The 15,650-nt window shown below is 50.8% G+C and carries 1 protein-coding gene; it reads left to right on the plus strand.

Annotated elements, in window-relative coordinates; translation table 11 throughout:
* Positions 1–33 precede the first annotated feature (33 nt).
* Positions 34–15,648 (plus strand): SDR family NAD(P)-dependent oxidoreductase, encoded by a 15,615-nt coding sequence (locus OQ477_RS03215; protein WP_265971360.1) that lies wholly within the window; start codon positions 34–36, stop codon positions 15,646–15,648.
* The last annotated feature ends 2 nt before the right edge of the window (positions 15,649–15,650 follow it).

Consider the following 15,650-nt stretch of genomic DNA (forward strand, 5'->3'; position numbering starts at 1 on the left):
GAGCAAATTTAATTTTCTTAGGAGGATAAGGTTTTGGGTAAGGGAGACAAACAAAAAGACCGTACACAGTTATCCTTAAGAACAGAAATAAGCAATCAAATGAAAGAATTGAATCGGCTTTTGCTGCAAGTGCTGCGGGTGACGCTGCGTTCAATGGGTCTGACCGGCGAAGCGCCGGCGGCTTCCTGTCTGCCTTTATATGAGCGCTGGCTGGAAGAAAGCATCCGTCTTTTAGACAGCGATTTTAAAAGCGGTGAAACGGCCGCGGTTTGGGAAGAGTGGCATAAGAAGAAAAACGAATGGCTGAAAGATCCGGATATGAAAGCGCAGGCTCTGCTGGCGGATACCGTCATTCAAGCTTTGCCTGACATTTTAACAGGCAAAATAAAAGCCACTGACGTGATGTTTCCCGATTCTTCAATGGAGCTTGTTGAAGGAATCTATAAGCATAACATTCTCGCTGATTATTACAACGATGTGCTGGCAAATGAAGCGTGTATTTATGTGGAAAATGTAATTAAAAACAATCCTGAGGCAAACATCCGTCTGCTGGAGATCGGAGCGGGCACCGGCGGAACGAGCAGCACACTGTTCAAAAAGCTCCGCCCCTATCAAAACCATATTCAGGAATACTGTTATACCGACTTGTCAAAAGCTTTTTTAATGCATGCCGAAAAGGAATACGGCGCGGACAATCCGTATTTGACGTATCAGCTGTTTAATGTGGAGAAGCCTGCGGCGGGCCAGGGATTACATCTAAGAACCTACGATATCGCTATTGCCGCAAACGTGCTGCATGCCACCAAAAATATCCGGAAAACCTTACGGACGGCAAAAGCCGTATTGAAAAAGGACGGTTTGCTGCTCGTTAATGAACTGGGCGGGCATACGCCGTTTACACATGTTACATTCGGCTTATTAGAGGGCTGGTGGCTGTACGAAGACGAGGCGCTGCGGATTCCGGGGTGCCCCGGTCTTTATCCGGAAACATGGAAATCCGTTTTAATGGCTGAAGGTTTTCATTCCATTCAATTTCCGGCTGAAAACGAACGTTTGCACACCCAGCAGATTATCACGGCGAAAAGCAACGGAGTCATCAGGCAGAGCAGGGAAGCTTACACCGCGCAAAAGCGCCAATCAAACGTACCGCAAACATCCTCTGATCGTCAGCTCCCCATCAAACAAGCGGGAGAGGGGCTTTCGGAAAAGACAGCGGCTTTTCTGATAAGGGCTGCGGCAAAAGTATTAAAAATGCCGGCAGAAGAGATAAATCCGCTGGCTCCTCTGGATGAATACGGCATTGACTCTATTCTGATCGTTCAGCTGACGAATGAGCTGCGGGATCTCGTCCCTGATATCAGCAGCACGCTGTTTTTTGAATACCGGACGATAGAAGAGCTTGCCGCATTCTTGGCTGAAACGAAGGAGCGCGAACTGCATGCGCGATTTTCTGAAGAAGTCCGTCATACTGAAGCGGCATCATCCGGCTCTTTGCTTGAAAAAAGCACAGAGTACCTGAAACAGATCGTCAGCGCCATCTTAAAGATGCCGATTGAGGACGTTCAAGCCCATACGCCCCTTGAAGAATACGGAATCGATTCCATCTTAATCGTACAGCTGACCAACCGCGTGCGGGAAGACGTCCCTGATATCAGCAGCACATTGTTCTTCGAGTATCCGACAATCGGCGGATTAGCGGAATATCTCGTCAGCTCAAGACAGGATGATATGGCTGGGATTTTCAAGACAAATAAAGAAGCCGAAAAGGGGCCGCACATATTACAGAAAAAGCAAAGCCGCAAAAAAAGCGCCGGATTCACGAAGCGCCAAGCGGCATCTTTTTCTGAAACAGCGCCGCCCGCTTCTGAACCGCCGTCAAAACACTTTGAAGTGGCAATTGTCGGTCTTGCCGGACGGTACCCCGGAGCTGAAAATGTTAATGAGTTCTGGGAACGGTTAAAGACCGGTGAACACGGAATCACTGAAATTCCGAAAGACCGCTGGGATTGGCGGGACTACTATGATGAGACAAAAGGTAAGGAAGGCCGGATGTATACGAAGTGGGGCGGCTTTTTAACAGATATTGATAAATTTGATCCGCTGTTTTTTAAAATCTCCCCGAAAGAAGCGGAGCGCATGGACCCGCAGGAGAGACTGTTTCTGGAAACCGCTTATGCGGCCCTTGAGGATGCCGGATATACCCCTGATTCACTATGCGCCCGTAAAAAGGTTGGTGTCTTTGCGGGTGTCATGAACGGCAACTATCCGACAGGGGCCCACTACCACTTTATCCCGAACCGCGTATCCTATGTGTTTGATTTTCACGGTCCGAGCATCGCGGTCGATACCGCATGCTCCTCATCCTTAACCGCCATTCATCTCGCCGCAGAAAGCATCAGAACAGGTGCATCTGAATGCGCGATTGCCGGCGGCGTAAACCTGATTACAGATCCGGTTCATTATATCGGACTTTCTTCTATGAGAATGCTGTCACCGTCAAATGCGTGCAAAGCGTTCGGTGATAAGGCTGACGGGTTTGTTGACGGAGAGGGCGTCGGCTGTATCGTGTTAAAGCCGTTGAAGAAGGCTGTTGAAGATCATGATCATATATACGGTGTCATTAAAGGAAGCGCTCTGAATGCCGGCGGCAAAACGAACGGGTTCACCGTTCCGAATCCGAATGCACAAGGAGAAGTGATTGCAGAGGCGATGGAGCGGGCAGGGATTGATCCGAGAGCAATCAGCTATCTGGAAGCCCACGGCACCGGCACTTCCTTGGGAGATCCGATTGAAATCGCAGGGTTAACCAAGGCTTTCCGACGCTATACGGATGCAAAACAATTTTGTTCCATCGGTTCTGTTAAATCCAATATCGGACACCTGGAAAGTGCGGCGGGCATTGCTGCGGTCACCAAAATTCTTCTTCAGATGAAACACGGATATCTGGTGCCGTCGCTGCATTCAAAGCAGCTGAACCCGGAAATTAATTTTGAAACTTCTCCTTTTATCGTGCAGCAGGACACAGCGGAATGGAGACGGCCGGTCATAGAATCTGAAGGAGTAACACGGGAATATCCGAGAATCGCGGGTACATCTTCTTTCGGAGCGGGCGGTGCAAATGCCCACCTCTTGATAGAAGAGTATGAACCGGCTAAAATGACTTCGGCAGACTCCGGCCGTCCGGCGCTTTTTGTTTTATCGGCAAAAGATAAAGACCGCTTGCGCGAGCGGGCTCTGTTGCTGTCGGATGCCGCCGGAAACGGAACAATTACAGATGCGAATCTGCTTGACGCGGCATTTACCCTTCAAGTCGGCAGGATCCCGATGGAAGAACGGCTGGCGATGGCAGCGGACTCTGTTTCTGAATTGGAACAGAAGCTGACTGCTTTTCTGAATAATGCTGGTTCCGTAAGCGGGGTGTTTACAGGCCGGAGTGATAGTGCTGTCACGGAGACGGAAGGCACAGTCAGTGATTGGATGGAAAAACGTCAATTTGACAGTCTTTTGAATGCCTGGGTTCACGGGACGCCCGTCGATTGGGCATCTTTATATAAAGGCGCGCTGCCGCATCGTATCAGTCTGCCGTCTTATCCATTTGCAAAAGAAAGCTACTGGATGAAGCGGGAAGAACCAAAAACAGGAACAACTGAATATGTGCATCCTTTCCTGCATGAAAATACGTCAACCTTGGCGGAGCAAAGCTATCATACATCTTTTACAGGCCGGGAACACGTTTTCCAGAATGTGAGAGGGGAGCGGGTTCTGTCGGCAGCCGTTTATTTAGAAATGGCGCTTGCGGCTTATCATCATGCGGCAGACAGCTCTGAAGAAAAAGAGATATGGATCCGAACGGCGGCATGGACTGACCCGATTACCGGCGGACATCACGGTGCGGGCGTCAATCTCTCCCTTCTGTCTGAAGACGAGGAAGGCATCCATTATGAAATATACAGTGACGAAGAGAAGCTGCATCATTATGGAATCATCGGACAAGGGAACATACAGCCATCCCGCGTGCTGGATATTGCCTCCATACAAAAAGACTGCCGCCCGCTGTCATTCGATTATGAAACACCAGGCACGTCAGGTGTAACGATCAGTAAGGAGTTCCGCACCGTTGAAAAGCTTTATGCGGGAGAAAATGCGGTTTGGGCGAAGCTTGCTCTTATAGATGAAAGCGGCTGTAATCCGGGATATCATATACCGCCGGAATTTCTGGACGCAGCTTTTCATGTCCTGGCAAAAACGGAGCCGTCAGTCCATATCGTGCCTGAAGCGGTTGAAGAACTGCGCGTCATGCGTCCGTGCTCATCCGGCATGTGGATGTATATTAATAAAAAGAATCAAACCGGCTGTGACATTCAATTTTGTGACGAAACCGGCACTGTCTGCGCAGAAATCAAAGGGATAAGAATGAGACAGCGGTCTCAGCAGGATCACGGGCAAGAGGAACAATCCGAGATGATGATATTTGAAGAAATGTGGACGCAGCAGCCTCTGAAGAAATCCATTCATGAAGAGCTGAAAACGATCATCTGTTTTCTTACGGGAGAAGCTGCCAGAAAGCATGCTTATCAGTCTTTACAATCCCTTTATCCGGGAGCCGGTGTGTTTTTTATTTCACAGGGTGAGGAAACTCAAAAGCTTTCAAACACGCATTATCAAATTAAAATTACTGACGGACAAGCATATCAAGAAACGTTTCGGCATATTGAAACGGCTGCAGGCAAAGCGGATGCCATTTTGTATGGGTGGCCGCTTGAAGATGAAAAGGCCGTGAAAGACTATTCCATTCTGTATCATGTGATCCGCGCAGCTGCTTCTTTGCGTTTTAAACCGAGGCGAATCCTTCTTTCCGCTCAGTGCGGGATTGATACCGATATCAGTTACGCCGAGTCATGGATCGGGCTGGAACGGTCGCTGAAACTGATTTTGCCGGAGACGGATACGGCCGCGGTTTATTTTGGACAAAAAGGACCGTTAGAAAAACTGATCCATAACGTATGTGAAGAACTTCACAGCGAGTCGTTCCGCAGTGTCATGTACAGTGGGGAAATTCGTCACGTCATGGAAATGAAGCAGACGGATATTGCCCCTGTTGAGAAGCGTGTGATAAAAAGCGGGAAAACGTACTTGATTACCGGCGGATGCGGGGGATTAGGCTTTTTATTTGCCGGATATTTCGCTGGAAAAGGACCGGTGACGTTCATTTTGACGGGGAGATCAGCGGCAGGCGGCCCGGTGCTGAACAAGATGAAGAGATTGGAAGAATCAGGCGCCAAGGTGTTTTACGTGCAGGCGGATGCCGCAGATCAGGCTCAGATGGAGAAAGGTTTGCAAGAAGCGAAAGAGAAAGGATGCGGGCCGATTCACGGTGTCATTCACGCTGCAGGTCTTCAAGGCACTGAAAGCATTCTGGAGAAAGATCTGCAAACCTTTCAGCAAGTCTTATCGCCAAAAGCGGACGGCACCGCGGTGTTAGATCAGGTTCTGTCACGGGAGCCGCTTGACTTCTTCTGTTGTTTCTCTTCTTCTTCAGCGATTTTAGGAGACTTCGGTTCTTGTGACTACGCGATGGGGAACCGCTTCCAAATGGCTTTTGTCCGTCATCGGGAAAAACTTGTGAGCCTCGGACTCAGAAGCGGCAAGTCACTTGCAATCAATTGGCCTCTTTGGAAAGAAGGGGGGATGCATGTCGGCACGGCGAAAAGCACCGATATGTATTTAAAATCAAGCGGACAGCGTTATTTATACACAGAGGAAGGACTCGAAGCTTTTGAGACATTGTTAGTCCAGCCGTCCAGCCAGTATCTCGTCCTGGCCGGTTTTCCGTCGAGGGCCAAACGCTTCCTGCAGATAGACCAAGGCGAACGGCCGATTTCGGATTCTGTAAACAGGAACGTCCCGTTTTCAGGAAGGCGGAGTGAAATGAAAGGCTTTACACTGGAAGAATGCGTAAGCTGGGATGTGAAAGAACTGGCGGCGGGGCTTTTGAAAATAGACAAGAACAGACTGACGGACGCTGACAATCTGGCTGATTTCGGCTTTGATTCTATCAGTTTGGCGGAATTCGCCTCTTCTTTGTCCGCTCATTACGGAATTGAAGTGACACCGGCCCTGTTTTTCGGACATTCCACACTGGAGAAGGTCGTCCGCTATTTTCTGACGGAACACAAGTCCGTCATGGAGCATGCCTATGAAGAAAAGAAACCTGAATCCGCAGATCAATCTGTCTTTGAAAAGGCAGGAACGGAAAAGCGAAAGAAGCAGAGGGGAAGAAATAAGCTGAACGCCGGAGCCGAGGGCAGTCAGGCAGCTGATTCCATTGCCATTATCGGCATGAGCGGCCGATTTCCTCAGGCGCGCACAGCAGACGAGCTGTGGGACATTCTGTTTCAGGAAAAGGATGTTGTCGCACCGGTCGCAAAAAAAGGCTTCACAAGTTCAAAATGGAAACTCGGCGCTGTACCGGGGGCGGACGAATTCGACCCTTTATTTTTTGAAATATCGCCGAGGGAAGCTGAAACGATGGATCCGAAACAGCGGCTTCTTCTTCAGGAGGCGTGGAGGGCCCTTGAGGACGCCGGCTACGGCGCCAGTCACATCAAGCAGCAGACGATCGGTATGTTTGTGGGGGCGGAAGAAGGAGATTATCACCTTTTAACACGGGACAAAGGCAATGTCACGTCTCATCATAACGGTATTTTGGCGGCGCGGCTGGCTTATCACTTGAATTTATCCGGTCCTGTGATGGCGATAAATACAGCATGTTCTTCGGGACTCGTTTCTGTCCATCAGGCGGTATTAAGCCTGCAGAATAAAGAGTGCACAACAGCTGTTGCGGCCGGGGTGAATATCATGAATACCCCGGACTTTTTTGAAACGATAGATAAAGCCGGAATGCTGTCGGAAAACGGGAAATGCTTCGCGTTTGATAAAAGGGCTGACGGCATGGTTCCGGGGGAAGCGGCCGCGGCGGTTGTTCTGAAGCCGCTGAGAGAGGCGGAAGCGGATGGTGATCCGATTTATGGGGTGATTCGGGCGAGCGGCATCAATTATGATGGGAAAACAAACGGAATTACCGCTCCGAGCGGCGTCGCGCAGACCCGGCTGCTTACTTCCGTTTATGACCGGGGGCGTATCAACCCTGAAGATATCGAATATATCGTCACACACGGCACAGGTACAAAACTCGGTGATCCGGTGGAAATTAACGCGCTTTATGACGCATTTTCTGCCTATACAAACGAAGAAGCTTTTTGCGCGCTCACATCAATTAAAACCAATATCGGCCACACGTTTGCCGCATCAGGCATTGTCAGTTTGATCAGTCTTTTACAGGCGTTTTCCCGTGAAATGATTCCCGCCAGTCTGCATTGCAGCGGGGAAAACCGCTATATCAACTGGGAGAAGAGTCCTTTTTATGTGAATAAAACGGGTAAACCGTGGCCTTCTCTGCCGGGTAAAAACCGAATGGGGGCAGTCAGCGCATTCGGGATGAGCGGAACAAACGCCCATGTCGTTATGGAAAGCTATAAGCGCAATGCTTCACCTCATCGTGATGCCCCTGCATATTTACTTACTTTGTCTGCAAAAACAGAGGAGGCCCTTCAGGAAAAAATCGAAGATATGATCACTTGGGCGGAAAATGGCGGACTGAAAGAAAATGATCTGGCCCAGCTCAGCTATACGTTGTTAAAAGGACGGCATCACTTTAACCATCGCGCCGCCATCGTAGTGCAAGATGCTGATGACGCAGTGTATGTATGGAAGCAGGCAAAGCTTAATGAACATCATCCTTATGTGTTTTCGGGAAAAGTACCGCAGCACTTTGCAGGCCGTCAGCATATTCAGGAGCACATAATAGAAGTGCTCGGCAAGTGCAGCGCCTCATATTCTGACCATAGAAAGTATCAGGAGCTGTTATGCGTGCTGGCAGATTTTTATTGTCAAGGTTATGAAATCGAAGGGGACTTGCTTTATGGCGGACCTTTGCCGCGAATCGGCAATCTGCCGGGCTACCCGTTTGCCAGACAGACGTATTGGGCGTCCGATCGTCTTCAGAGAGAGCTTGAAAGCCGGAATTCAGCTGAACGTGAAAAGCTCCACCCGCTGCTCCATGCGAATACATCGACCTTTACCGCCCAGCGCTTTACTTCTGTTTTTTCAGGGCATGAACCGTTTTTTGCCGATCATATCGTCAATGGAAAACCGGTGCTTCCGGGCGCGGCTGCTTTAGAAATGGCCCGGGCCGCCGTTACACTTGCCGCTGAAGACTTGCCCGGCGGGAAAACGGGTGTCCGGCTCAAACAGATTGTTTGGCTCCGGCCGGTGACGGCGCTTTCTGAAGGAGTGACGCTTCATGTAAAGCTTCAGCCGGAAGAAAACGGAGACATCGCTTTTGAAGCGTATGCCGAAGGGGAAGAGCCGCTTGTCTTTTTCCAGGGAAAGGCCGTGCTCGAAGAGACGGAGCGTGCTCCGGTACTCGATGTGGAAGCGGTTCAGGCGCGCTGCGGCGGCCGGCGCATGTCAAAGGCTGAGTGTTATGAAGCATTCGACAGCCTCGGCCTCACCTACGGACCGTCTCATCAGGCGCTTGACGCCGTCTATGCCGGAAACGGAGAAGTGCTCGCGAAGCTCACTCTTCCGCCGTCCGCCCGCGAAGAAAAGGAGCCGTTCATCCTGCATCCGAGCATGCTGGACGCCGCCCTTCAGGCTTCTATCGGTCTCGTGCTCTCAGACGGTTCCGCGTCCGGACGGCCGTTTCTGCCGTTTGCCCTGCAGGATATGCAGGTGTTTTCTGCGTGCCGGGAGACGATGTGGGCGGTGCTTTCCTCAGCGGCCGGCGCCTATCATATTGAGCTGTGTGATGAAAACGGCGCGGTATGTGTCCGATTGACGGGGCTCACCGCCCGTTTTCTGGAAGAGGACACGGAGGAAAAACCGCTCTTGCTTCAGCCGGAGTGGCAGGAATCACCGCCGAGTGAAGGCGGCGGACAAGAAGAGTCTTTCAGATACGTGACGCTGTATGGCGGAATGAACGCTGAGGACATAAGCGGCGCCGTATGTGCGGCTGACGGCGAAGGACCGATTGAAGACCGTTATGACGCCTGCGCGGCGGAGCTGTCAGCGATCGTCAAGCGTCTTATCAAAGAAAAACAGAAGAAAAAAACGCTGATCCAGCTTCTTGTCCCCGACAGGGGGGAAGACAATGTATTGGCGGGGCTGGCCGCTTTTCTGAAAACGGCTCACCTTGAACATCCGAAGCTGTACGGCCAAGTCATCCAAGCCGATCCGGACGAGTCAGCATCATCGCTTCTTGCCAAGCTGAAAGAAAACCGGGCCCATCCTGAACAAGCGGAAATCCGTTATGAAGACGGCAAACGCCTCGTCAGAAACTGGCGTCATCTGCCGGCCCCTCAAAGCGGCGCCGTTCCGTGGAAAGACGAAGGGGTTTACCTCCTCACGGGGGGAGCGGGCGGCATCGGACTGATTTTCGCTGAAGAAATAGCCTCCCGCGTCAAAAACGCCGTCCTCGTATTAACGGGGAGGGCGGAAGCGCTTGATGAAGACCGCTCCGCCCGCTTACGGCGCTTGGAAGCGTCGGGTGCCCGCGTATTGTATAAACCGGTTGACGTGACAGACAGGGCGGCGGTCACCGCCCTCGTCCGCGGCATACAGGAGGAGCACGGAACACTCGACGGGATTATTCACGGCGCAGGCGTGATCGCTGACAACTACATTCTGAACCAGACAGAAAACGAACGGAAGACCGTCATGGCGCCGAAAGTGAAAGGGCTTATCAATCTTGATGAAGCAGCGAAGGATGTGCGGCTGGACTTTTTCATCCTGTTTTCTTCCTTGGCGGGAGGCATGGGAAATCCGGGGCAGGCCGGTTATGCGGCAGCCAACGCATTTATGGATGTTTATGCAGCCCGCCGGAACCGTCTCGTGCGGGACAACAAGCGGAGCGGGCAGACCCTGTCCGTCAACTGGCCGCTTTGGGAAGAGGGCGGTATGCGCGTGGACAAAGAGACCGAACGGCTGATGTATGAACAGACCGGAATGAGAGCCATGCGATCGGCCTCAGGCATCCAAGCGCTTTACGCCGCTTTTGCCTCCGGAGAACACCAGGTCATGGTGGCAGAAGGCGACGAAAAACGGATTCGCAGCCATATTTTCGATCTGGGCGCAGAACAAAGCGCCGCCGGAAAAGCTCCGGCAGTGGCAGATGCAAGAGATCTGAAAGATCAGGTTCAAGAGAAACTAAAGCGGCATGTATCAGATCTTTTAAAGGTAAGCATGAAAGATATTGAGGCTGACAGCGAACTGACGGAATACGGATTTGATTCGATCATTTTCACTGAATTTACAAATCTATTAAATCGGTCTTATCAGCTTGAGCTCAGCCCGACTATCTTCTTTGAATTTCCGACATTGCGTAAACTGAGCGGCCATTTGATATCTGAATGGAAAGAAGCATTCAGCGGCTTAGAAAGAGAGAGTTTAAAAACTGCTCCAAAAGCCGGGATAAGAAAAGCTGAAGCTCCGGCGGCCGTTCATGTCAAGCGGGAAACGCCCGTATCCGTAAAAGGAAAATCAGAAGAAAAAACCGAACCGATAGCCATTATCGGAATCAGCGGTATTTTTCCGCAGGCGAAAGACATAGATGAATTCTGGACACGTTTACAAAAAGGGGAGCATTGCATCACAGAAATTCCCCGAGATCGCTGGGATTGGCGCGAATATTACGGCGATCCGGCAGCGGATGCAAATAAAACGTCAATTAAATGGGGCGGTTTTATAGATGGAATCGCCGGGTTTGACCCGCTGTTTTTCGGGATATCTCCGAAAGAAGCTGAAATGATGGATCCTCAGCAGCGTCTATTAATGATGTATGTGTGGAAAGCCATTGAAGACGCGGGGTACTCGGCAAAACGGATTGCCGGAACAAAAACCGGTATTTTCACCGGCACATTGGGAAGCGGATATCAAACCTTAATCAATAAGGCGGGTCTTCCTGTCGAGGGGTACACGATGACCGGAATCGTGCCGTCCGTCGGGCCGAACCGGATGAGTTATTTTCTTGATATTCACGGGCCGAGCGAGCCGGTAGAAACCGCTTGTTCAAGCTCTTTAGTCGCCATTCACCGCGCGGTAAAAGCCATTGAAACGGGAGATTGTGATATGGCGGTCGCAGGGGGCGTCAACACGATCGTCACGCCTGAAGGGCATATCGGTTTTCAAAAAGCAGGCATGCTCAGTGAAGACGGGCGCTGCAAAACATTTTCCGATCAGGCTGACGGTTATGTCAGAGGAGAGGGTGCCGGCATGATTGTCTTGAAAAAGCTTTCAGAGGCTGAGCATGACAGGGATCACATTTACGGCCTCATCCGCGGTACAGCGGAAAATCATGGCGGACGCTCAGCGTCACTTACCGCGCCGAATCCGCAGGCTCAGACGGATGTGCTGAAAAGCGCTTATCAAAAAGCCGGTATTCACCCGTCAACGATCACTTATATAGAAGCGCACGGAACAGGGACGGCACTCGGAGATCCGATTGAGATCAATGCATTGAAAAAAGCTTTCCAAACAGACGGGGCTCCGGGCGGATATTGCGGGATAGGCTCAGTGAAGACAAATATCGGACATTTGGAGCTCGCAGCAGGTATTGCGGGCGTTATCAAAGTATTGATGCAGCTGAAACATCGGACGCTCGCCAAAAGTCTGCATTGCGAGAACATCAATCCCCATATCAAATTGAAGGACAGCCCGTTTTACATTGTGACAGAAACAAAGGAGTGGGAAGCGCTGCGTGATGAAAACGGCCGGGTCCTGCCCCGCCGGGCGGGTGTAAGCTCATTCGGTTTCGGAGGTGTCAATGCGCATATCGTTATTGAAGAATACATGGGCAAAAGTGAGACGGAACAGCAGGAAGCCCGTGAGAAAGCGTCATCTCTTTTTGTTTTGTCGGCTAAAAATGAAGAGCGGCTGAAAGAAAGAGCGCGTCTCCTTCGCGATTTTATCCAAAACGGATCATCCCGCCATATCGATCTTGCAGATGCCGCATACACACTGCAGACCGGACGGGATGCGATGGAAGCGAGGCTGGGAATCATTGCAGGCTCCGCAGAGGAACTGACTGAAAAATTGAACGCGTTTCTGATGGGAAAAAACAGCGAAGATATCATCAGCGGCCGTAAAAAACGCGAGAATAACACGATCTCCATGTTCTCAGACGATGAAGACGCTGCTGACCTTGTCGGCGCCTGGCTTGAGAAAAAGAAATACAGGAAAGTGCTGCGGCTCTGGGCAAACGGATTTGACACGGATTGGGAGCAGCTGTATACGGACAGTAAGCCGCGCCGCATCAGCCTGCCCTCCTATCCGTTCAGAGCCGACCGCTATTGGGTGCCGAAACGGGAGCAGCTGCCGCTTTCGAATCAAAAAACAGTAGTATTGCAAAAAACATGGGAACCGTGCGAGGCAGTGTCTTCATCCGAGTCGTTCAACAGCAAAATAGCGCTCATCGTCTCCGAGGATACAAAAGACCTTGCCGCCGAGGTGAAAAAACAGCTGAATGATGCTGACATTGTGCAGGAAAATCAGCTCATCTCTTTCTTACAGGGTCCGAATGCGGCCATCTATTCGGGGTTTATTGACTTCACCGGCTGCGGCCCCCGACAAAAGCGGCAGGACATCAGCTGGGTGGCATCGCTGCAGCAGCTGATTGAATACGGCCGCGGACAAGAAAACATAAAAATGCTTTATCTTACAAAAGGGCTTGAATCCTTCAAAAATAAGGCGGCCGCTATGCATGGTATTGAAAAAGCGGGGCTTTATCGCATGCTGCGGCATGAATACAGCCATATTCTCACCTGTCACGCCGATATTGATCCTGAAGAGCCGCTGGAGCAGACAGCTGCTTTTATTAAACAAGAAATTGAATCAGACTTAACGGAATCTGCTGTTTGCTGCAGGGACGGCATGCGCTTCAGCTATGTTCTTCGGCAGACTGATCAGATTGAACCAGAAGCCGTGCAAACAGACCGGACTGCGTTTCCAAAAGACGCCGTCCTGATGATAACCGGAGGAACGCACGGACTCGGCGCTTTATGCGCCAAGCATTTCGTTTCCGCATACGGTGTGAAGAAACTGCTTCTGACAGGCAGAAAGGAGCTGCCGCCGAAAACCGAGTGGGATCTTGAGCAGACAGACCCTGTCATTTCGGAAAAAATACAGCTTATCCGGCAGCTGGAATCACAAGGCGTAAAAGTGTGCGTCTCAGCAGTTGATCTGACGGATAAGCAGGCAGTCGGACGGCTTATAAAAGAGGTAACCTCAACACTCGGACCTGTCGGAGGCATTCTGCATTGCGCGGGAATTGCGGACCGTGAAAATCCTGCTTTTCTCCGCAAAACCAAAGACAGTATCGCGCGGGTGCTCGCGCCGAAAGCAGACGGCCTTCACAGTCTGTATGAAAGTGTAAAGGATGATGCGCCGGCATTTTTCGTCCTGTTTTCATCTGTCTCGGCAGCCGTCCCGATTCTTGCGGCGGGACAGAGCGATTATGCGATGGCTAATTCTTATATGGACTATTTTGCAGAAAACAATGAGAGCGGCATCATCAGCATACAATGGCCGGCATGGGATGAGACGGGCATGAGCAGGGATATAAAAAGCGGGATTTATGAGCAAACGGGATTGCTGCGGCACTCTGACGCGGAAGGTCTCAAGATGCTTGATTACATTTTAAGAGAAAGACCCGGAGCTGTCGTGCTGCCGGCACAAGTGAAACATGATTGGGACATCAAAGCGCTGGAAAACGCCAAGCCAGCCGCCCATAAAGAAATGAGAACAGCTTCCAAACCTCCTGAAACAAAAAAACGGGAACATAACCGGATTGATATTCAATCTTGGCTGAGGTCGCTTTTGGCAAAAGAGCTGAGTATCGATGAAACGCATATGGATATCGATGTGCCTTTTCAGGAATACGGAATGGATTCAATCTTTCTGGCGCAAGTACTGACAAAGATTGATCAAAAACTGCCGTCCGTTTCAATTGATCCGACTGTCCTTCTGGAACACCCTACCATAGTACAGCTCGCGGATTATTTAGCCGCACATTGTCCGGAAGCTTTTTCGGCAGATGCAGCAGTTCCCGCAGAGAAGTTCCCTTTGCAGAAGATGCCGAAACGGAGCAAAAAAACGGCAGATAAGCCCGGGAAACGGGGAAAGGTTGCGATCATCGGCATGGCCTGTCATTTTCCGAAAGCGGGGGATATAAAAGAATTTTGGAAGAATCTCCGCAGCGGAACGGATGCCGTCACTGAAGTTCCGCCGGACAGATGGGACACCGGGGAACACTATCAGCCGGGTGAATATCAAGAAGGAAAAAGCATCAGTAAATGGGGCGGTTTTATTCACGATATTGATCAATTTGACCCGGAGTATTTTAATATTTCAGAAACGCTGGCACCGATGATAGACCCGCTGCAAAGGCAGTGGCTCGAAGTGAGCGCGGAAGCTTTGGCCGATGCCGGTTATCAAAAAGAGGATCTCTGGGGCCGCCGTATCGGCGTTTTTGCCGGTGCAAGGGCAGGTGCGTTTCATCAGAAATTTCAATATTTGCAAAAAGACGCGATTATTGGCGCGGGGCAAAATTTTATTACCGCACATATGGCGCACATTTATAACTTTACAGGGCCCAACCTGGTCGTAGATACGGCCTGCTCCAGTTCGCTAACGGCAATTCATTTGGCCGTGCAGGCTATTCAAAATGGAGAAGCGGAAGCGGCCTTTGCGGGCGGGGTTGACATTTTGCTTGATGAAAAACCTTTTCTCACAATGAGCGCGGCGAGAATCTTATCGCCAAACGGCCGTTCAAAATCTTTCGATGCCGATGCGGACGGAACAGGAATCGGAGAGGGCTGCGGTGTGCTGATGCTGAAGCCGCTCGAAAAAGCGATAGAAGACGAAGATAAAATATACGGCGTTATTGACGGCTCTGCGATAAATAATGACGGCAGCACAATGGGCGTGACGACGCCGAATCCCCGAGCGCAGCAGGACTTGATTGAGCAGGCGGTTCAATCAGCGGAAATCGAGCCGGACACCATGACATACGTAGAGACGCACGGAACCGGTACATTGATCGGCGACCCGATTGAATTAAAGGGATTAACCAATGTCTTGTCTGCTTATTCCGATGAAAAACAATTTTGCGGTGTAGGAAGCGTCAAAAGCAATATCGGCCACTTGCTGAGTGCGGCGGGCGCGGCGGGAATCATCAAAGTTTTGCTGGCGATTGCCAATGAAGAACTGCCGCCGACTTTGCATTGCCATAAACCGAACCCCCGCTTTCAATTTAATGATTCGCCGCTTTATCCTGTGCTTGAGCTGAAGCGGTGGGACGGAAAAAAAGAGATACTCAGGGCCGGGGTCAGCGCGTTCGGTTTGGGCGGGAATAACGCCCATATCATTGTCAGCAACGAAGGAATTCCGAAAGAGCGAAAAGCGGCCATGGAACCGAAAGGCGGCCAGACAGTATACCGAAAACAGCGGTATTGGCCTGAAAAAGCACAGTTGCCCGAAGCGGAAGAAAATGAGGCGGGCACAGAAGCAATGTTTGAAATAAGCGAGGTGTGATA

The organism is Bacillus sp. ChL18 (genome assembly GCF_026241425.1).
GTDB classification, from domain to species: Bacteria; Bacillota; Bacilli; order Bacillales; family Bacillaceae; genus Bacillus; species Bacillus velezensis.